This is a genomic window from Mesorhizobium sp. C432A, from assembly GCF_030323145.1.
Taxonomy (GTDB): Bacteria; Pseudomonadota; Alphaproteobacteria; order Rhizobiales; family Rhizobiaceae; genus Mesorhizobium.
Window position 1 is genome coordinate 5,089,898 of record NZ_CP100470.1, and the last position, 18,542, is coordinate 5,108,439.

Below are 18,542 nucleotides of genomic sequence, written 5' to 3' on the forward strand. Positions count from 1 at the left end.
ATAGCAAGGAAGATAAACCGGAGGAGACGACCATGAAATTCACGAGACGCGATGTAATCCGCACGACCGCAGGTGCCGCGGCGGGAGCTCTGGGAAGCCGGTTCGTCGGCTCGCCGGCTTTTGCCCAGGAGGGCTTGAAATACAAGCCCGAGGAAGGCGCAAAGCTGCGGCTGCTGCGCTGGTCGCCCTTCGTCAAGGGCGATGAGGATCAATGGCTGGCCAACACCAAGCGCTTCACCGAGGCGACAGGTGTCGAGGTTCGTGTCGACAAGGAAAGCTGGGAGGACATTCGCCCCAAGGCAGCGGTCGCCGCCAATGTCGGTTCCGGCCCGGACCTGATGTTCGTCTGGTTCGACGACCCGCATCAATATCCCGACAAGCTGCACGACGTGACCGAGCTCGGCGAGTATCTGGGCTCGAAATATGGCGGCTGGCACGACGGACCAAAGCAATATGCGACGCGGGACGGCAAGTTCGTCGGCCTGCCGCTGGCCACGATCGGCAATGCCATCGTCTATCGCGAAAGCTGGGTGAAGGAGGCCGGCTTCTCCGAATTTCCGAAGGATACGGCAGGCTTCCTCGAGCTTTGCAAGGCGTTGCAGGCGAAGGGACATCCGGCCGGCTTCACGCACGGCCACGGCGTCGGCGACGGCAACAATTACGCGCACTGGCTGCTGTGGAGCCATGGCGGCCAGATGGTCGACGAGAGCGGCAAGGTGGCGATCAACAGCCCCGAGACGCTAAAGGCGATCGGATACGCGCAGGAACTCTACAAGACCTTCATTCCCGGGACCGAAAGCTGGCTCGACGTCAATAACAACCGCGCCTTCCTGGCCGGCGAACTCGGCGTCATCGCCAACGGCATTTCCGCCTACAATACGGCCAAGATCAACAAGGACAACGATCCGAAGCTGGCTGAGATCGCCAAGGACATCCGCACCACCAACCTGCCGATCGGTCCCGTCGGGAAATCGGTCGAACTGTTCCAGGTGACCACCGCCGTCATCTTCAACTACACGCCCCACCCCAATGCGGCCAAGGCCTATCTGCAGTTCATGTTCGAGGATCCGCAGATGACCGACTGGATCACCTCCTCGGCGGGCTATTGCTGCCAGACGCTGAAGGCCTTCGACAACAATCCGGTGTGGACGGCCGACCCGAACAATGCCGCCTATGCCAAGGCCTCGGCGACGCTGCGCCCCAACGGCTATGCCGGGCCGCTCGGCTATGCCTCGGCGGCGACCATGGCCGACTATGTCCTGGTCGACATGTTTGCCAAGGCGGTGACCGGCCAGGCGACGCCGCAGGAGGCGATGGAGGAGGCGGAGAAGCGCGCCAACCGCTACTACCGCGTTTGATCACGGCACCGCCGGGCGCGTCTAGTGCGCTGCCCGGCCCGTCGCACAATCCCATGGCGGCCGTTGACGCCGTGACCTGATTCCCCGATGAGGAGCCCTCCATGGCCGTGCCGTCCGTTGCCGCCCAGCCGCGTCCGTCGATGCTTTCGCGGATCTCCGAAAGCCGCAACGCGCTGGGCTTCGGCTTCATGCTGCCGGCGGCGGCGCTGCTGCTGGTCTTCCTGACCTATCCGCTCGGGCTGGGCGTCTGGCTCGGTTTCACCGATGCCCGGATCGGCCGCCCCGGCATCTTCATCGGCGTCGAGAATTATCAGTACCTTTGGAATGACAACGTCTTCTGGCTCTCCGTCTTCAACACGCTGCTCTACACGGTCAGCGCCTCGATCCTGAAGTTCGTGCTCGGCCTGTGGCTGGCGCTCATCCTCAATGAAAACCTGCCGTTCAAATCGTTCTTCCGCGCGATAGTCCTGCTGCCCTGGGTGGTGCCCACTGTACTGTCAGCCATCGCCTTCTGGTGGATCTACGATTCGCAGTTCTCCATCCTGTCCTGGGCGCTGCAGCAAATGGGCCTGATCGACCACCGCATCAATTTCCTCGGCGATCCGGAGAATGCGCGCGCTTCGGTTATCGCCGCCAACGTCTGGCGCGGCATTCCTTTCGTCGCCATCACGCTGCTCGCCGGCCTGCAGACCATTCCGCAGTCGCTCTACGAGGCGGCCACGCTCGACGGCGCCAGTCGCTGGCAGTTGTTTCGTTATGTGACTCTGCCGCTGCTGACGCCGATCATCGCCATCACCATGACCTTCTCGGTGCTGTTCACTTTCACCGATTTCCAGCTGATCTACGTGCTGACCCGGGGCGGACCGGTGAATGCCACGCATCTGATGGCGACATTGTCTTTCCAGCGCGGCATTTCCGGCGGCCAGCTTGGCGAGGGCGCGGCCATCGCGGTGGCCATGATCCCGTTCCTGCTGGCGGCGATCCTGTTCAGCTATTTCGGCCTGCAACGCCGCAAATGGCAACAAGGCGGCGGAGACTGACATGGTCAAGACGGCCGCGACAAGGAAGGCGAAACGTGGGGATATCGACGAAGGCGGCATGGGCTACCTGCAGAGCCTGCCGCGCCGCGTGGTGACGGTCTATCTGCCGCTGCTGGTGTTCGTCTTCGTGCTGTTGTTTCCGTTTTACTGGATGACGATCACGGCGGTTAAGCCCAATTTCGAGATGACCGACTATGCGCAGTTCAATCCGTTCTGGGTGGTGCATCCGACATTGGAGCATATCCGCTATCTCCTGTTCGAGACCTCCTATCCGGGCTGGCTGCTCAACACGATCATCATCTCGACCGCCGCTACTTTCCTGTCGCTGCTGGCGTCTGTGTTCGCCGCCTATGCGATCGAGCGGCTGCGGTTTTCCGGGGCGCGGCAGGTCGGCCTCGGCATCTTCCTCGCCTATCTGGTGCCGCCCTCGATCCTGTTCATTCCGCTGTCGGTAATGGTGTTCAACCTCGGGCTCTACGACACGCCCTTCGCGCTCATCCTTACCTATCCAACCTTCCTGGTGCCGTTCTGCACGTGGCTGTTGATGGGTTACTTCCGCTCCATCCCGTTCGAACTGGAAGAATGCGCGCTGATAGACGGAGCGAGCCGGTGGCAGATCCTCACCAAAATCGTGCTGCCGCTCTCGGTGCCGGGCCTGATCTCCGCCGGCATATTCGCCTTCACCCTGTCATGGAACGAGTTCATCTACGCGCTGACATTCATCCAGTCCTCGGAAAACAAGACCGTGCCGGTGGGTGTGCTGACCGAGTTGGTGCGCTCCGACGTCTACGAATGGGGGGCGCTGATGGCGGGAGCGCTGATCGGCTCGCTTCCGGTGGTGGTGCTCTATTCGTTCTTCGTCGAGCACTATGTCTCGTCGATGACCGGCGCGGTGAAGGAGTGACGCGCCGGCTCACGCAAGGCGACCGGCGCGGTCAGATCGCGCCGATGATGCCGCCGTCGACGCGGATGTTCTGGCCGGTGATGTAGCCCGCACCTTCGGAAGCGAGGAAGGCGATGGTCGCGGCGATCTCCTCCGACGTGCCGTAGCGCTGCATCGGCACGCTGTCGCGGCGCTCCTCGGTGGCCGGCAGGCTGTCGATCCAGCCGGGCAGCACATTGTTCATGCGCACATTGTCGGCGGCGTAGGTGTTGGCGAAGATCTTGGTGTAGGCGGCAAGCCCGGCGCGGAACACGGCGGATGTCGGGAACATCGGGCTCGGCTCGACCACCCAGGCGGTCGAGATGTTGATGATGGCGCCAGCCCTCTGCTTGACCATCTGCGGCGCCACGATGCGCACCGGCCGGATGACGTTCATCAGATAGACGTCGAGACCGGTGTGCCACTGCTCGTCGGTGATTTCGAGGATCGGCGCGCGTGGCCCGTGGCCGCCGCTGTTGACCAGCACGTCGATGCGGCCGAAGCGCTCGAGCGTCAGATCGGCGAGCCGCTGCAGATCGTCATTCGACTGGTTGGAGCCGGTGACGCCGAGGCCGCCAAGCTCCTTGGCCAGAGCCTCGCCCTTACCGGAGGACGACAGGATCGCGACCTTGAACCCGTCCGCCGCCAGCCGCTTGGCCGCCGCCGCGCCCATACCGCTGCCACCCGCGACGACGACTGCTACTTTTTCTACACTCATCTCGATTTTCCTTCGCACGGGCTGGCGGGACTCTGAAGCACATGTTTCCGACCTTCGAGCAATGCTATAAACGGTTTTGCCATCTGGTTCGAACCAGAAAGCCTGAAATCAAGCTGTAGAAAAACTCCTGCATGCCTGAAGCCTTCCTGAGCCTGCCACCATTGAATGCGCTGCGTGCCTTCGAAGCCGCCGCGCGTCATCTCAACTTCCGCATCGCCGCCGAAGAGCTGAACGTGACGCAAGGGGCGGTGGCGCAGCATATACGCGGGCTGGAGGCCGATCTCGGCACAAAACTCTTCGACCGGCTGCCGCGCGGCCTGGCGCTGACCGATGAGGGCCGCGCCTATATGCCCAACATCCGCCGCGCCTTCGAGCTGATCTCGGAGGCCACCTTGCTGCTGCGGCCCGAACCGGCGCGGCTGACGATCAGCGTCACGCCGAGCTTTGCCACCAAATGGCTGATCCCCAAACTGCCGGAGTTCGTCGCGCACAACCCGCTGGTCGATTTGCGAATCCTGGCCAGCGAAAGCCTGTCGAGTTTTCAGGCCGATGGCGTCGACATTGCGGTCAGGCAAGGCCGCCTGCCCTCCGGCGCCGGCCTGATGGTGGATCTTTTGTTTCCACAGCAGATCATCGCCATCTGCAGCCCTGCCCTGCTGCCGACCGGCGCGAACGAGATCGCGGCGGCCGATATCCAGCATCACGTCCTGCTGCACGACGCGCACAATCTGTGGCCGGAATTCATGGAGAGAGTACTCGGCCTGAGGATGGCCACCGAGGCCAAACGCATGCGCTTCAACCAGACAGGCCTCGCGATCGACGCCGCCATTGCCGGCCAGGGCATCGCGCTGGCCAGCCGGTTTCTCGTATCCGCCGACATTGCCGCCGGCCGGCTGGTGCAGCCGATCAACGCGGAGATGCGTGGGACGCACGATTTCTATGTCGTGATGCCGCGCAAGCAACGGCACCCAGAACCGACGCAAGCCGTGCGGCGATGGCTGCTGGATGAGGGCGATGCGGCGCGGCTGTCATGGATAGCCGATCTCCCCTTTTACCGCCGCCGCGCAATGTCGGCCGCCACCGCCTTCGCCTCCCTGCCGATTTCTCGTAGCAGACCGGTGACCGGATTGTAGAAGCCGACGAGGTAGAGGCCGAGTTGAGAGGCGCGGGCGTTGACGCCACTGCGCTCCGGCTGCAATTCCACGGGCAGAAACTTTTCGTAGCCCGGGCGATAGCCGGTGGCGAGGATGACGGCGTCGAAATTTTCCTGCCTGCCGTCGGTGAACGCAGCGCCGCGCTCGGTGAAGCCCGCTATGTCGGGTGCGATCTTGATGGCGCCTTTGGTGATGGCGTCGACCGTGCCGACGTCGATGACCGGGATGCGGCCGACTTCGTCGATCTGCTGCAGGATGCCCTGCTTCGGCCTGACGATGCCGTATTTCTCGAGCTTGCCCAGCGCGAAATCGAGGATGATCGGGAACATCCAGTCGTTCAGCGCCTGCGGCATCGGCCGGCTGGCGATGCCGACCATCTGGATCGGCACGCCGAACAGCTGGCGCGGCACGATGTGGACGCCCTTGCGCACCGAAATGGTCGGACGCGCGCCACTTTCCGCCAAGTCGAGCGCGATCTCGGCGCCGGTGTTGCCCATGCCGACGATCAGCACGGAGCGGCCGGCAAAGGGCGCCGCTTGCGTATAGTCGGCGCTGTGCAGCACCTCGCCCTTGAAAGCCTCGATAGCAGGGAGCCGGGGGACGATCGGCTCGGCATTGTTACCGCTGGCGATGACGACATGGCGCGCCTTGATGTTGTCCGATCCTGTCTCGACCAGAAAACCGCCGTCCCCGAGGCGAATGGCTTTCACCGTCACGCCGAAGCGCGGGCGCAGATCGAATTTTTCCGCGTAGTCGTCGAGATAGCGGACCACCATTTCGCGCGGCACGTAGCGCGGATAATTTTTGGGAAAGGGCAGGAACGGCAGCGACGAGAACGACTTGACCGTATGCAGATGCAGCCGCCGATAGTGCCGCCGCCAGGCGGGCGCGATCTCCTGCGATTTTTCGAGCAGGATGAAATCCACTCCTGCCCGCTTCAGGCAGGCACCGACCGCAAGGCCGGCGGGCCCGGCGCCGACAATAACGACAGTGGTGTCCAAGCGATTCTCCTCCCGCTAGCTCCTTAGGCTACGCGTAGAAGCGCAGGCGGGACAAGGCGCGCCTCACCTTCTCCCCTTGTTGGAGAAGGTGGATCGGCGCGCTAGCGCCGAGACGCCTTCGCATCGCGGCGCGCACGCTGCGCATCCTGTCCGGTCTCGGCTCACCCCCGGTGACGAATGTCTATCCCGGCAATCGCCCATGCTGTCGGACGGGCTGCCTGTCGCCGGCCGCACCGCGGTCGAAGAGCTCTACGTGCATGGCGGCATGGGCCAATCGGCATGCATGCCGCCCCCGCCATCGCGCGCTGGCTGGAAGAGGCCGTGGTTCGGGCGATGGCAATCCGAAGCAGACATGGCTCCGGCCACAGCGATTTGCGGGATGGGAAGGGTGAGGCTGCGCGACGTCGTGTCGATGTAGCCCGCCATCGGCCCGAAGGGAGGGCTGGCGTTGCTCCCTAGCCGATATGCTCGGCGCGCAGCTTCTTCTTTATCTGCTCCAGGCCTGCCTCGCCGCCCGTCGCCAATTCATCGGCGATCCTTGCCAGCTTGTCATCGGCGGTGCGGTATTTGCTGCCCCAGGCGCCGAGCGTCGCCAGCACCGGCAACAGGTCGATGCCCGCCTCGGTCAGCTTATAGATCGCCTTGAGCTTGTGCGTGGGGTCGTCGCTTCTGGTGACAATGCCCTCATCCTGCAAGGTCTGCAGCCGCTCGGCCAGCGTGCGCGACGAGATGCCTTCGCCTGATAGCAGAAACTCCCGGAAGTGCCTTTTTCCCGCGAAAATCATGTCGCGGATGATCAGCAGCGTCCAGCGGTCACCGAGCAATTCGAGCGACAGGCTGATGGGGCAGCCGGATCTTTCCCTGGTCGACATTCTCAATGCTTCCATTTCTAAATCACTTTACTATTGACATCATTTTTCTCTCATGTCAATGGTTCCGAAAGTAAAGCGATCACCAACGCCGCCTGACCTGGCGCTGGTGACACCAGAGCTCAATCAGGAGAACGACGATGAGAAAACTGATCCTGCAGATGCAGATGTCGGTCGACGGTTTTGTCGGCGCGGCCGGCGATGAGCACTGGCAGCTCTGGGAATGGGGCGCCAACTGCCCGTGGGACGACGACTTGAAGCAGGATTTCAACGCGGTGTTCGCCGGCATCGATACCATTCTGCTCAGCCGCAAGATGGCCGAAGAAGGCTATCTAACCCATTGGGGCAATGCGGCAAAAAACTATCCGCGCGATCCCTTCTACGCCTTTGCGCAGCGCATCGTCGAGGCGCGCAAGGTGGTGCTGAGCGACAAGCTCGCGGCATCGCGGTGGGAGCGCACGACGCTTGCCAGCGGCGACCTGCCGCGCGAGGTCAAGGCGCTGAAAGCTGAAGGTGAAGGCGACATGGCGGTATTCGGCGGCGCCGGCTTTGCCTCGGCCCTGATTGCAGCGGGACTGGTCGATGAGTTCCAGCTGTTCATCAATCCGGCCGCGCTGGGCGACGGCGAGCGGATTTTCGACTGTGGCGGCTTCCTGAAATTGCGCCTGCTCGGCTCTAAAGCCTATGCCTGCGGAATGGTGGTGAACCGCTACGCGCCGGCAATGTGAAGTAGTTCAGCGATTGAATCCGTGGACCGCTTCAACTCTTTGTTTTTACGAGAACTCCGGACGGATCACCGCAACCCGCTCCTCGTGAACCTGCGCTAGAAATTGATCTCGACCGAAGCGGCACTTCGCTTTGCCGGCCCGTGAAACACCGCCTCGATGTTGTTGCCGTCGGCGTCGAGCAGGAAGGCGGCGTAGTAGCCGGGGTGGTAGGGCCGCTCACCCGGCGCGCCATTGTCGGCGCCGCCGGCATCGAGGCCGGCCTTGTAGAACGCATCGACCATGGCCTTGTCCCTGGCCTGGAGGGCCAGATGATGGCGCCCGGTCAGCTGTCCCCTCGCCGCCCGGCTGTCGAGGCTTGAGATGAACAGCTCGTCGGCCCAGAAATAGTCCTCGGCCTCGCCGCCGATCGGAATGCCGAGCACCTTGAAGACGGCTTCATAGAAGCGCCGGCTCGCCTTGAGGTCCCTGACCACCAGCTGGACGTGGTCGATGAGGCGGCCGCGATGCAGTTCCATGAGCGATATCTCCCGTCGCGAGACCACAAAGCTAGTGCCGCGGAGCGGCTCGTCAATTCGGCAGTCTATCTTGTCGGCGCGCTTGGCAGCCTTACACCCCTGCTTTTGTCATATCCGGATGGACTTCCACGCAGACCGGATAAAAAATGCAACCGGATTGTCGGATTCGAAATCCCGCCAACGTCCTTCGGACGCAAGCGGCGCAACGGAGCTGGAGCGAGTGGCGCCGCATCGAAACCGATCTCGGGAGAAGAGCATGAACAGTTCCTACCGTTGGGTGATCGTCGCGTGCGGCGCGCTGATGACCTGTGTGGCGCTCGGCGCGATGTTTTCGCTGGCGATCTTTCTCGAGCCGATGGCGCTCGACACCAACTGGTCGCGAACCGGCATTTCCAGCGCCATGACGCTGAATTTCTTGGTGATGGGTGCAGGCGGTTTCGCCTGGGGCGCCATCTATGACCGTGTCGGCGCCCGCCCGGTGGTTTTTGCCGGCGCGGTGCTGCTCGGCCTGTCGCTGGTGGTGGCGAGCCGAGCCCAATCGCTGCTGGTCTTCCAGCTGAGCTATGGCGTCATCGTCGGGCTGGCGGCCAGCGCCTTCTTCGCGCCGATGATCGCGCTGACCACCGCCTGGTTCGAGACCCATCGCAGCCTGGCCGTGTCGCTGGTCTCGGCCGGCATGGGCGTGGCGCCGATGACCATTTCGCCCTTCGCGCGCTGGCTGATCACGGCCTATGACTGGCGTACCGCCATGTTCGACATCGGGATCATGGCCTGGGTGCTGTTGCTGCCGGCCGTCTTCCTGGTGCGCCAGCCGTCGGCGGCGGTCGCGGCAGCGGATGGCAGCGCGCCCGCGCCTGCCGCGGCCCCCGGCATGTCAGTCGGCCAGGCGCTGCGCTCGCCGCAATTCCTGGTGCTGGGCATGACCTTCTTCGCCTGTTGCGCGGCGCATTCGGGGCCGATCTTCCACATGGTGAGCTATGCCATGTCGTGCGGCGTGGCGCCGATGGCAGCCGTGTCGATCTACAGCGTCGAGGGCCTTGCCGGCCTTGGCGGGCGCGTGCTCTACGGCGTGCTCGGCGACAGGTTGGGCGCCAAGCCGGTGCTGATCGTGGGCCTCGCCATCCAGGCGGTGGTGATCGCCGCCTATCTCGCCGTCGGCAATCTCGAGCAGTTCTATCTCCTGGCGATCATCTTCGGCGCCACATATGGCGGCGTCATGCCGCTCTATGCGGTTCTGGCGCGCGACTATTTCGGGCCACGCATCATCGGCACGATACTTGGCGCCGCGACCCTGTTGTCCAGCCTCGGCATGTCGTTCGGCCCGCTCGCCGGCGGCATGATCTTCGACGCCTATGCCAGCTATTCCTGGCTGTTCATCGGCTCGGCGCTGATCGGCCTCGGTGCTGCCGGCATCGCCATCGCCTTCCCGCCGCAGCCCGGCCGAGAGAGGCTGCAGGCGGCATGAGCGAAATTTCCCCTCGAGGGGAAATACTCATCACCCTGTCCCCGTTCCCGAGCGCAGCTCTTCCCTGCCCTCGTCGTCGCGGCTGAGCCTGGCGTCCGAGATCAGCACCACCGGGCATTGGCAGCGCTGCAGCACGCCGGTGGTCGTCTCGCCGAAGAAGAGTTCCTCGCCAGGGCGCCGCGCCACGCCCATGACGATCAGCGCCGCCCCCCTGCCGGCCTGGCGGGCAATGGCATCGGCGGCGGCGGCCCGGCTGCGGATGGCCGTCTCGATCTCGACGCCATAGCGGTCGGCTAGTGCGACGGTATCCTTCAGCACCGCCTCCCTGCGGCGATGCGAGACAGTGTCGCGCGGTTCGTCGCGGCCGACGCGCGCGACATAAAGTATCTTGACCCGCGCACCCGTGACCGCTGCAATCGCCAGCGCCATTTCGGCACCCCGGCGGGCGATCGCGGTGCCGTTGACCGGAACCAGAATCTTCCCGCCTTCAGGTCCTAGCCTTGGCATCTGGCGGCCGGCGCCGGTCGCCTTCAGCACCAGGCATAGCGGGCCCTCGAAGGCGCCGGCGATCTCGTTGATGCGGCGGGCAAACCCACCTTTCGACGTGACCGCGCGGCCGAGCCCGATCAGCAGCAGCCCATAGCCTTTGCGCGCCTCCTTGGCAACCGTTTCGGCCGAAAGCTCGGCCTCGTGGCGCCGCGTGACAGGCGCCGCGCCGGCCAGCTCCTCGTCCGAACTCCTGGCGGCCTCGCGGCTGTCCTCGGCACCCTTTTCGATCGGCTCGAGCTTCGCATCCGTGCCGGGCTCGGCCTCCTCCCCCTCGCCTCGGGCATGCAGCACCGTCGTCGGCCTGCCGGCGCCCACGACTCCTGCGAGGTAAGCAGCAAAGCGGCCGACAACGCCCTCATCGGTCACCACCAGCAGTCGTTCCAGATTGGCGATGAAGCCGCGTTGGTCGATCTCCTCGCGCTCCAGACGCTTCTTCTCGTTCTCGCCCATCGGCAAGCGGCCGAGTGCCCAACGCAAGGTCGGCGGCATGGCGAGCGTGGTGATGACGGCCATGGTCACGATCATGGTGAAAAGATTGTGCGACAGAACGCCGATCGACAGGCCAATAGAGGCGACGATGACTTCGGTCGAGCCGCGCGCGTTCATGCCGCAACCGACGGCGATGCCTTCCTTGCGGCTCATGCCGGCAAGCTCGGCGCCGATGAAGGCGCCGGCGAATTTGCCGAAGCTGGCGATCAGCACCAAAGCGGCCGTGAGTAGCGCAAGCTCGTGGTCGACAAGCACTGTGAGATCCGCCGAAAGGCCGGCGACGCCGAAGAAAACCGGCATGAACAGCGCCATGATGACGCCGCGCAATTGCCCTTCGATATGACGCGACAGGATCGGCGATTCCCCAACCAGTATGCCGGCGACGAAGGCGCCGAGCACGGTGTGGACGCCGATCAGATCGGTGATCAGCGCCATTGCGCCCATGATGGCGAGAATGACGGTGACGACGGCGTATTCGCTGCGGAACGTATCGTTGGTCCAGCGGATGGCGTCGAAGACGATGCGGCGGCCAATCGTGAAGGAAAACCCCATGAAGGCGGCGACGCCGACAATGGTGAAGGCAAGGCTGCCGAGCTCGATGCGCCCCTTGGTGGCGATGCCGATGGTGATGGCGATGATCACCCAGCCGATCGTGTCCTCGATGATGGCCGACGAGACGATGGTCTGACCGAGATCGCGGCGCATGAAGTTCATCTCGCGCACCACCATGGCGACGATCTTGACCGAGGAGATCGACAGCGCCGTGCCGAGGAAGAGACCGGCGACAATGCGCTCGGTTCCGTCGGCCAGCAGCGAGGCCGGCATGAACTGCGCGGCGGTGAAGCCGAGCGCGAAAGGCACGGCGACGCCCGCGGCGGAGATGGAAAAGCACGCACGGCCGACCCTGCGCACCAGCCGCAGATCCGTCTCCATCCCGGTGAGCAACAGAAGCATCAACACGCCGAGCTGGGCGATGGCGCTGATCATGCTCTTTTGGGTGGCGTCGCCTGAAAAGATCACGCGTTCTGCTTCCGGCAATAGCCAGCCGAGCAGCGATGGCCCGAGCAGGATGCCGCCGATGAGCTGACCCATCACCGCCGGCTGGCCGAGACGCTCCAGCAACTCGCCGATGCCGCGGCCGACGAGAAGCAGAAGGAGGATTTCGAGAACGAAAATGCCCTCGCTGGACATGCCGGTCTTTTCGGCTGCCAACGATGCGGCCGGCATGAATGCCAAAGCTGCCACGGCAAGCGCGACCGACCGGCGCCGGTTGACCACGAAGGACATGCACCCCCTCATTGTGCCCGGTATAACGTTTGCGGGCGAGATCGGTTGCACGCCACGCTCCCTTGGCGCGCCGCAGGTTCCTCCTTACCTGAATCGCATAACGGGCCTATCTGACTGCGGATAAACCGCCGAGACCCGGGCCGGCGACGGAACATTTTCAACCGATTGCGCGTTGCGCAGATGGGGATGACCGGCGTCGTTTCGGCCGGCCATGGCGTTGGGAGGCGCGTGGCAAGGGATGTCCCAGGTCAAGACCGTGAAAACCGACGAAGCGGCTGCAGCGCCGCGGGCCTCTGATGCGTTCGCGCTGAAGCTCACCTCATCGGAATTCGTGGCCACCATGTCGCATTTCCACCGCGCCGAAATCGCCCGCATGGCCGGCTGGCGCGACCGGCTGGACCGTACCAGCAACTGGGCGATTACTGTCGTCGCCGCCATGCTCTCAGTCTCACTCTCGACGCCCAGCGCCCATCACGGGGTGCTGCTCTTTGCCATGCTGCTGACCACGCTGCTGCTATGGATCGAGGCGCGGCGCTATCGTTTCTTCGATGTCTACCGGGCCAGGGTGCGCCAGTTCGAGCGCTATTATTTCGCGCAGATCTTCTCGCCGCAGCCCGACTACGCCTCCAACTGGCTGGCCATCGTCGGCGAAGGCCTGCGTTCGCCGCGCTTCCTGATCTCGCAACGCGGCGTTGGTGCGCCGGCTGCGCCGCAACTACATTTTCATGTACACGATCCTGATGCTGGCGTGGGTGCTGAAGATCACGACGCCCAGTCTGCAGCGCGAAGGGTCGCCGATAGGCTTGGGCGCGTCATTTCTCGACGCCGCGCGCGTGGCGCAGCTCGGCCCGGTTCCAGGCATCTATGTCGTGTGCATGGTCGGGCTGTTCTATGTCGGCCTACTCGCAGCCGCTTTCCTCATCTCAAGCGACGAGGGCGAGCTTTCGCATGGCACCGTGCATGTCTGAGAGCGGCCTCGAAAAGCGCAATCTGCCGCGGTGATCTTCAGCAGACATTGTCGACCATCAGAGCGGTCGCTTCCGACCGGCTTGCGGCTTCCTCAACCGGAAGCCGTGCGCGATGGCGCTTGTAGGCGGTGAGCGCGATGACCAGCACGCAGCATACGGCGTTCAGCCAGTTGATCGCCGCCAGCGCGGGATCGTTCAGATTGATGTGGGCGTAGAGTCCCGTCGTGGCGTTGGCGCCTGTCCACAACAGCCAGGTCGCGTAGGAAATCGCCGACGCCCCGTGCCTGTCCCGGGCCACCCGCACGATCTGCGGCAGGTAGGACACCACGCGCAAGCCATTGAAAATAGTGAAGAGATAAAAAGACAGATCAGCAAGTGTCATCCGAAACCCCTGTCATGGCCGGACGTCCCATAGCGTTCCTTGCAGTGGCGGCATGTGAGCCCGTTCACATGCCGGCTTCGATTTTCTTGTTGCGGCCCGGCACCCGGATTCTTTCGCCATGTGGGCGTTCGCCGTGAGCCAGCCCGACGAGGTCGACATGAACCAGATCCAGTTTCGGCCGACGGCGCGGGAGTACTAAACAGATCTCGTGCTTGGGCAAAGTTCGGGTTGACCGCTGCCAAGAGCGCGGCGACTATCCCTGCAACGTGCAGGAGGACATGAGAATGGACGAACCCGATCGCTGGCGGCACATGGCGAGCGCGCCCAAGGACGGCAGCCGCATCCTGGTCACGGTCAGGCCATCGGAGCAGGGGCCGGCCGAGGTCGACCTCGCTTACTGGTCGCGCGCCGACCAGTTCGGCACGGAGGGCTGGCGCTCTTCCGATTCGTCGCCAGGACGGGTGATCGAATACCCCGAACCGGAGTTGAAATGCTGGATGCCGCTGCCGACGGCCAATCTGAGCCGGGCTTCAATGCCAAGTCCGTGGCAAGGCGAAGACGTCCCGCTGCTCGACGGCTCCGGGATATGATCTCGGCGGGATGACCGTAGGAAATACGCTGCCGGCCCAATACTTGACGGCCTTACTTCGGCCGACGCACCGATCGCACCATGCCGCCGGGGCCGCTGCCGCAAAAGAAGCGGTCGCCGCCGTCGGATTCGAGCCCGGAAACGCCCGCCCCCGCCGGCATGTCGAGCCGTTCCAGCACCTTGCCAGTTTGCGGATCGACGCGCCGGACATCGCTCTGGTCGCCTTCCCAGGTGCCGTGCCAGAGCTCGCCATCGACCCAGGTGACTCCGGTGACGAAGCGGTTTGAGTCGATGGTGCGCAGGATTTTCCCGGTCTCGGGATCGATCTGGTGGATCTTGCGCTCCCGGTTCTGCCCCACCCAGAGCGTGCCCTCGGCCCAGGTCATGCCGGAATCGCGGCCGCCGCCGGGCGCCGGGATGGTGGAGAGCACCTTGCCGGTATCGGGGTCGATCTTCTGGATGCGGTCCCCGGCGAGCTGGAACAGATGCCGGCCGTCATAGGCGGTGCCGGCATGTGCCGCGACATCGATCGAGCGCAGCGTCTCGCCGCTTGCCGGATCGAAGGCGGTCAGCCGCTCGCCCGTCGCAAACCAGACATTCTGTCCGTCGAAGCTCACGCCGTGCACGGTGTCGACATCAGGAAAGGGCCCGTATTCGCGCAGGATTTCCGCTGCTGAATGTTTCATGTCCTGGTCCTCGATCATGGTCACCTTTCCTAGCCGTTCGGCAGCGGCGACGGGAGTAACAAGGTGGTCGTGAAACCAGCGACCGGGGGCGTCATCCAGCGCCGCGCCCGGCCGTGGCCGAAGGACTGCACTTTGCCGGTCTCGGCCAACTGCTCGAGCGCCCGCTGTACGCTGCGCTGTCCGGCGCCCAGCGCCAGCGCCAACGCCGAGCTGGCCCAGGATTCACCATCGGCCAGGAAGGCCAGCACCGCGGCGTGCCGCTCCTCGATCGGCCGCGCCAGCACCGCCACGGAGCCTGCTTCGCGCGGCTTTAGCGCAAAGCCCTGGCTGGTCGCGCCGATGCCCGCCAGCGGCCGCAATTCGGCGCGCAGCCGGCCGATCTCGACCCGCAGCCTGGCGCGATGCGATTCATCGGCATGCCGGCCGCCAAAGGCGCGGGCAATCAGCGTCGCCCTCGGCACATCCGCCGGCCAGGCTTCGGCAAGCGCGCGCGCCAGCGCAAACAGCACCGGCCGCGTTGCCAGCGAGATCGTTGTTTCCTGCTTGTGCACGATATAGCGGAACGTATCGACGACCAGCGCGCGCGACGCCTGCAGCGCCTCGACCTCTTCGAGCAACAGCGGATGCTCCTCGCCGCCTGCGATCAGCCGCGCCGCCGGCGTCTCCAGCGCCAGGAAGGCGCTGTCGACCTCCGCCATGAGACCCGGAATGCCGGCCCGGCGGGCGGCATGGCGCGCCCACTCAAGGGCTGCGCGCGCGGCCTTCGTCTTCAGGCGCCGCATGGCGATGCCGGCAACCGCGAGTTCATGCGCGGCGCGTGAGGCCGGCGGAAGCGGCGACGGATCGAGCCCAGCCAGCACGTCTTCAGCCTCGTCGAGGCGGCCGATCAGCAGCAGGCGGCGCACTTTGAGATGCCCGGCATGCGCCGCGTTCAGCCGGTCGCCATGCTTTTCCAATGTCGACCGCGCCGCGTCGAGCGCCTTGGACGGCCAGCCGAGATCACGCGAAACAAGTGCGATCTCGGCTTCGGCGACAACGCACCTGGCGCGCGCCACCGCCTCCTTTGGACCGAAGGCACGGCCGGCCCTACGCAACAGTACTTTGGCGCGATCGAAATCGCCGAGCTGCGCCATGGCAATGCCGCGCAACGCCAGCGCCGGGGCATCCTCGCGCAAGGCGACGCGGTCGAGTGCCGCCAGCGGATTGCCCGCCGCCAGCGCCAGCCCTGCCGCGGTGATCAGCGAGTCCATGCAAATCCCGTCACATTTGTAACTCCCACCGCTCCCCTTATCGGCCCTAACTTAAGTCACCACCGCCAAGCAGCAAGCCGCGGACGGCGACCTAGCCATCTGGACTGGTTGAAGACGCCCAGGCCTGCGTTGACGGCAATATTCGCATTCGCTAGCCTGAGCATCTCAGACAGTCGTGTTAAGCTTCTCAATAAGGAAAAACCGACCATGCCTGCTTCCGAGGACTTCGAGCCCACCGTGCGGCCTCGCCACCCCTGCTGCGGTGGCCCGCCTGCAAATGCCGTCACATTTGTAACTCCGCCCTCGCCGCCTCGCGGCCCTAGCCTGCCTCACGATCAACAGGCAACGACAAGCCACAACGGCTCAACAACTGGCAAAGGAAACAAGCAATGACCAAGCACGTGGCAATGAAGACCCCACCGGTCGTTTCAAGGCAAGAATGGGAAGCCGAGCGCGAAAAGATGCTGGTGAAGGAAAAGGCAACGATGCGCGCCAGGGACGCGCTGTCGGCCGAGCGCCGGCGCATGCCATGGATGGAAGTAGACAAGGCCTATGTGTTTGAAGGTCCCAACGGCAAAGCGAGCCTGCTCGATTTGTTCGAGGGCCGGCGCCAGTTGATCGTCTACCGCGCCTTCTACGAACCCGGCGTCCACGGCTGGCCCGAACATGCCTGCCGCGGCTGTTCGCTCGGCGCCGACCAGGTCGGCCATCTCGCCCATCTCAACGCCCGCAACACCACGCTTGCCTATGCCTCCCGCGCGCCGCAGGCCGACATTGCCAGCTTGAAGCAGCGGATGGGTTGGGAGATGCCCTGGTACACAATCACCGACAGTTTTGACAAGGATTTCGGCGTCGACGAATGGCACGGCCACAACGTGTTCATCCAGGACGGCAAGAAAGTGTATCGCACCTACTTCATCAACAACCGCGGCGACGAGCAGATGGGCACGGTCTGGAGCTACCTCGACGCAACGCCGCTCGGCCGCCAGGAAATCTGGGAGGATTCGCCCGAAGGCTATCCGCAGACCGAGCTCTACAGCTGGTGGAACTGGCACGACAATTACGACGCCGCACCCGACAAGACGTGGGAGGAAGTGTCGGCGGCCGGCGAAGCCGCGTTCCGCAACAAGGACGGCAAGTAAGGACCTGGAGCGGCGCCCATCCAGCTTGGTTTCCTGTCCCTCACGGGACAGGAAAGCCGGGCATTGATCATCAAGGGATTATGACCATGAGCGATATCGGCACAGGCACCGGCAGTGAGGTCCCTCAACGCTCCGATGCAGTTTCTCTCCGCACCGCCGAGTGGCTATGCCTCGCCGCGGCCCCTGTTTTCGCCGTGATGGCGCTGCTCACCTGCATTCACGCTGGCGACGGCGTCATGTCGTGCCTGGGGGCCGATGCCTCCCCGCTCACCGGCATGCCGGTGATGTATCTCTTGATGAGCGCCGTCCATCTGGCGCCCTGGCTGCGCGTGATTTCCGGCCGGCCGGTCCGGCGATAGGCTGGACCGCCGCCGCCATTCTATCGCTCTTTACGTCGGAGAGAGACAATGAAGCTGGTCAGGCTGAGAGCGCCGGGCGGGTTGGACAAGCTCGACCTGGTCGAGGAGGATCAGCCCCGGCCTGGGCCGGGCGAAATGCTGGTCAGGATTCGCGCCTGCGCGCTGAACATGCGCGACGATTTCGCCGTACAAGGCAAGGTGCCGCTCGCCGACGGCCGCGTGCCGCTGTCGGATGGCGCCGGCGAGGTGATCGCCATCGGCGACGGCGTCGACACGTTCAAGCCGGGCGACAGCGTCGTCAGTGTTTTCTACCCCTGGTGGCTGGCCGGCGACATGAGATCCGATACAAGCCGCGACATTCCCGGAGACAGTTTCGACGGCTTCGCCAGCGAGTATGTGTGCATGCCGGCGCACGCATTCACCAGGGCGCCGGCGGGCTATACGCATCTCGAGGCGGCAACGCTGACCTGCACGGGCGTCACCGCCTGGCGCGGGCTGGTGACATGCGGCAAGGTAAAGCCCGGCGACACGGTGCTGATCCTTGGCACCGGCAGCGTGTCATTGTTTGCGCTGCAATTTGCCAAGGCCGCCGGCGCAAGGGTCATCGCCACCTCGTCCGATGAAGGGAAGCTGGAGAAGCTCAGACGACTCGGGGCCGACAGCGTCATCAACTACAAGGCGGTGCCGCAGTGGGGCGGCAGGGCCAGGGAACTGACGGACGGACGCGGCGTCGATCATGTGATCGAGGTCGGCGGACCGGCGACGCTGGCGCAGTCGATAGCGGCCTGCCGGACAGGCGGGCATATCGCACTCATCGGCGTCCTGACCGGCTTTGCAGCAGAAGTTTCAATCCCGGCGCTGTTTTCAAACCAGATCCGCATCAGCGGAATTTCCATCGGCAGCAAAGCCGACCAGCAGGACATGATCCGTGCGATAGAGGTCAACCGCCTGAAGCCTGTCATCGACAGCAGCTTTCCACTGCAGGATATCGCCGCCGCCTTCAGGCACTACGAAGCGCAAAGGCATTTCGGCAAGGTCTGCCTCGAGCTTTAGATCCTGCGATCGGCATTC

General features: G+C 64.3%; 18 protein-coding genes and 1 pseudogene. 11 read left to right on the forward strand and 8 right to left on the reverse strand.

The window, feature by feature from the left end:
• Positions 1 to 32 precede the first annotated feature (32 nt).
• The 3 genes from NLY33_RS25005 (at position 33) to NLY33_RS25015 (ending at position 3,302) form a co-directional block, all read left to right on the forward strand.
• Positions 33 to 1,358: an ABC transporter substrate-binding protein gene (locus tag NLY33_RS25005; RefSeq protein WP_023705117.1), complete on the forward strand. Its 1,326-nt coding sequence runs from the start codon at positions 33 to 35 to the stop codon at positions 1,356 to 1,358.
• 140 nt (positions 1,359 to 1,498) lie between these two features.
• On the forward strand, positions 1,499 to 2,398 hold the full coding sequence (locus NLY33_RS25010) for a carbohydrate ABC transporter permease (RefSeq protein WP_373432851.1): 900 nt from the start codon (positions 1,499 to 1,501) through the stop codon (positions 2,396 to 2,398).
• 1 nt (position 2,399) lies between these two features.
• Positions 2,400 to 3,302 carry a carbohydrate ABC transporter permease gene (locus NLY33_RS25015; RefSeq protein ID WP_023708711.1) on the forward strand — a complete coding sequence of 301 codons (903 nt, stop codon included), beginning with the start codon at positions 2,400 to 2,402 and terminating at the stop codon, positions 3,300 to 3,302.
• 31 nt (positions 3,303 to 3,333) lie between these two features.
• On the opposite strand, the gene NLY33_RS25020 is transcribed toward NLY33_RS25015, so the two are convergent.
• Positions 3,334 to 4,038 (reverse strand): SDR family oxidoreductase, encoded by a 705-nt coding sequence (locus tag NLY33_RS25020; protein WP_023673468.1) that lies wholly within the window; start codon positions 4,036 to 4,038, stop codon positions 3,334 to 3,336.
• 131 nt (positions 4,039 to 4,169) lie between these two features.
• Here NLY33_RS25020 and gcvA point away from each other — a divergent pair, with 131 nt between their 5' ends.
• Entirely contained in the window at positions 4,170 to 5,171 is a 1,002-nt protein-coding gene (gene gcvA / locus NLY33_RS25025; RefSeq protein WP_023708709.1) for a transcriptional regulator GcvA, read from the forward strand.
• Here gcvA and NLY33_RS25030 read toward each other — a convergent pair.
• Positions 5,090 to 6,193, reverse strand: coding sequence for a flavin-containing monooxygenase (locus NLY33_RS25030; RefSeq protein ID WP_023708708.1), 1,104 nt, complete (start codon positions 6,191 to 6,193; stop codon positions 5,090 to 5,092). The two genes, gcvA and NLY33_RS25030, sit on opposite strands and share 82 nt — an antisense overlap.
• A 455-nt stretch (positions 6,194 to 6,648) precedes the next feature.
• Positions 6,649 to 7,065, reverse strand: coding sequence for a winged helix-turn-helix transcriptional regulator (locus tag NLY33_RS25035; RefSeq protein ID WP_023708707.1), 417 nt, complete (start codon positions 7,063 to 7,065; stop codon positions 6,649 to 6,651).
• A 137-nt stretch (positions 7,066 to 7,202) separates the two neighbouring features.
• Here NLY33_RS25035 and NLY33_RS25040 point away from each other — a divergent pair, with 137 nt between their 5' ends.
• Complete coding sequence (locus tag NLY33_RS25040) at positions 7,203 to 7,790, forward strand: dihydrofolate reductase family protein (protein WP_023673464.1); 588 nt, start codon at positions 7,203 to 7,205, stop codon at positions 7,788 to 7,790.
• A 95-nt stretch (positions 7,791 to 7,885) separates the two neighbouring features.
• Here the strand turns inward: NLY33_RS25040 and NLY33_RS25045 are convergent, their stop codons facing one another.
• Positions 7,886 to 8,314 (reverse strand): VOC family protein, encoded by a 429-nt coding sequence (locus NLY33_RS25045; protein ID WP_156932640.1) that lies wholly within the window; start codon positions 8,312 to 8,314, stop codon positions 7,886 to 7,888.
• Positions 8,315 to 8,561: 247 nt separating this feature from the next.
• Between NLY33_RS25045 and NLY33_RS25050 the strand changes: the two genes are divergently transcribed.
• A complete protein-coding gene (locus NLY33_RS25050; RefSeq protein WP_023708705.1) occupies positions 8,562 to 9,770 on the forward strand; it encodes an MFS transporter in 1,209 nt (402 codons plus the stop codon).
• A gap of 30 nt (positions 9,771 to 9,800) precedes the next feature.
• On the opposite strand, the gene NLY33_RS25055 is transcribed toward NLY33_RS25050, so the two are convergent.
• Positions 9,801 to 12,095 (reverse strand): cation:proton antiporter domain-containing protein, encoded by a 2,295-nt coding sequence (locus NLY33_RS25055; protein WP_023708704.1) that lies wholly within the window; start codon positions 12,093 to 12,095, stop codon positions 9,801 to 9,803.
• Positions 12,096 to 12,333: 238 nt separating this feature from the next.
• On the opposite strand from NLY33_RS25055, the pseudogene NLY33_RS25060 reads away from it, so the two are divergent.
• A pseudogene (locus NLY33_RS25060) lies at positions 12,334 to 13,063 on the forward strand (DUF2270 domain-containing protein).
• A gap of 37 nt (positions 13,064 to 13,100) precedes the next feature.
• Here the strand turns inward: NLY33_RS25060 and NLY33_RS25065 are convergent.
• Positions 13,101 to 13,445, reverse strand: coding sequence for a PQ-loop domain-containing transporter (locus NLY33_RS25065; RefSeq protein WP_023673886.1), 345 nt, complete (start codon positions 13,443 to 13,445; stop codon positions 13,101 to 13,103).
• 284 nt (positions 13,446 to 13,729) lie between these two features.
• On the opposite strand from NLY33_RS25065, the gene NLY33_RS25075 reads away from it, so the two are divergent.
• Positions 13,730 to 14,035: a hypothetical protein gene (locus tag NLY33_RS25075; RefSeq protein WP_023689804.1), complete on the forward strand. Its 306-nt coding sequence runs from the start codon at positions 13,730 to 13,732 to the stop codon at positions 14,033 to 14,035.
• Positions 14,036 to 14,087: 52 nt separating this feature from the next.
• Here the strand turns inward: NLY33_RS25075 and NLY33_RS25080 are convergent, their stop codons facing one another.
• Positions 14,088 to 14,720: a Vgb family protein gene (locus NLY33_RS25080; RefSeq protein ID WP_023742416.1), complete on the reverse strand. Its 633-nt coding sequence runs from the start codon at positions 14,718 to 14,720 to the stop codon at positions 14,088 to 14,090.
• A gap of 29 nt (positions 14,721 to 14,749) precedes the next feature.
• Positions 14,750 to 15,970, reverse strand: a complete 1,221-nt coding sequence (locus tag NLY33_RS25085) for a hypothetical protein (protein WP_023685490.1) — start codon at positions 15,968 to 15,970, stop codon at positions 14,750 to 14,752.
• Positions 15,971 to 16,359: 389 nt separating this feature from the next.
• On the opposite strand from NLY33_RS25085, the gene NLY33_RS25090 reads away from it, so the two are divergent.
• The 3 genes from NLY33_RS25090 (at position 16,360) to NLY33_RS25100 (ending at position 18,524) form a co-directional block, all read left to right on the forward strand.
• Positions 16,360 to 17,112, forward strand: coding sequence for a DUF899 domain-containing protein (locus NLY33_RS25090; protein WP_023695474.1), 753 nt, complete (start codon positions 16,360 to 16,362; stop codon positions 17,110 to 17,112).
• Between the two features lie 86 nt (positions 17,113 to 17,198).
• Positions 17,199 to 17,471: a hypothetical protein gene (locus NLY33_RS25095; protein WP_023695475.1), complete on the forward strand. Its 273-nt coding sequence runs from the start codon at positions 17,199 to 17,201 to the stop codon at positions 17,469 to 17,471.
• A gap of 48 nt (positions 17,472 to 17,519) precedes the next feature.
• Positions 17,520 to 18,524, forward strand: coding sequence for a zinc-dependent alcohol dehydrogenase family protein (locus NLY33_RS25100; protein WP_023708699.1), 1,005 nt, complete (start codon positions 17,520 to 17,522; stop codon positions 18,522 to 18,524).
• Positions 18,525 to 18,542: the final 18 nt, after the last annotated feature.

What these genes read in the sequence shown, in the direction of transcription:
- NLY33_RS25005 (WP_023705117.1), top strand. Translation starts at nt 33, where the DNA reads ATGAAATTCACGAGACGCGATGTAATCCGCACGACCGCAGGTGCCGCG.
- NLY33_RS25010 (WP_373432851.1), top strand. Translation starts at nt 1,499, where the DNA reads ATGCTTTCGCGGATCTCCGAAAGCCGCAACGCGCTGGGCTTCGGCTTC.
- NLY33_RS25015 (WP_023708711.1), top strand. Translation starts at nt 2,400, where the DNA reads ATGGTCAAGACGGCCGCGACAAGGAAGGCGAAACGTGGGGATATCGAC.
- NLY33_RS25020 (WP_023673468.1), bottom strand. Translation starts at nt 4,038, where the DNA reads ATGAGTGTAGAAAAAGTAGCAGTCGTCGTCGCGGGTGGCAGCGGTATG.
- gcvA (WP_023708709.1), top strand. Translation starts at nt 4,170, where the DNA reads ATGCCTGAAGCCTTCCTGAGCCTGCCACCATTGAATGCGCTGCGTGCC.
- NLY33_RS25035 (WP_023708707.1), bottom strand. Translation starts at nt 7,065, where the DNA reads ATGTCGACCAGGGAAAGATCCGGCTGCCCCATCAGCCTGTCGCTCGAA.
- NLY33_RS25040 (WP_023673464.1), top strand. Translation starts at nt 7,203, where the DNA reads ATGAGAAAACTGATCCTGCAGATGCAGATGTCGGTCGACGGTTTTGTC.
- NLY33_RS25050 (WP_023708705.1), top strand. Translation starts at nt 8,562, where the DNA reads ATGAACAGTTCCTACCGTTGGGTGATCGTCGCGTGCGGCGCGCTGATG.
- NLY33_RS25055 (WP_023708704.1), bottom strand. Translation starts at nt 12,095, where the DNA reads ATGTCCTTCGTGGTCAACCGGCGCCGGTCGGTCGCGCTTGCCGTGGCA.
- NLY33_RS25065 (WP_023673886.1), bottom strand. Translation starts at nt 13,445, where the DNA reads ATGACACTTGCTGATCTGTCTTTTTATCTCTTCACTATTTTCAATGGC.
- NLY33_RS25075 (WP_023689804.1), top strand. Translation starts at nt 13,730, where the DNA reads ATGGACGAACCCGATCGCTGGCGGCACATGGCGAGCGCGCCCAAGGAC.
- NLY33_RS25080 (WP_023742416.1), bottom strand. Translation starts at nt 14,720, where the DNA reads ATGAAACATTCAGCAGCGGAAATCCTGCGCGAATACGGGCCCTTTCCT.
- NLY33_RS25085 (WP_023685490.1), bottom strand. Translation starts at nt 15,970, where the DNA reads ATGGACTCGCTGATCACCGCGGCAGGGCTGGCGCTGGCGGCGGGCAAT.
- NLY33_RS25090 (WP_023695474.1), top strand. Translation starts at nt 16,360, where the DNA reads ATGACCAAGCACGTGGCAATGAAGACCCCACCGGTCGTTTCAAGGCAA.
- NLY33_RS25095 (WP_023695475.1), top strand. Translation starts at nt 17,199, where the DNA reads ATGAGCGATATCGGCACAGGCACCGGCAGTGAGGTCCCTCAACGCTCC.
- NLY33_RS25100 (WP_023708699.1), top strand. Translation starts at nt 17,520, where the DNA reads ATGAAGCTGGTCAGGCTGAGAGCGCCGGGCGGGTTGGACAAGCTCGAC.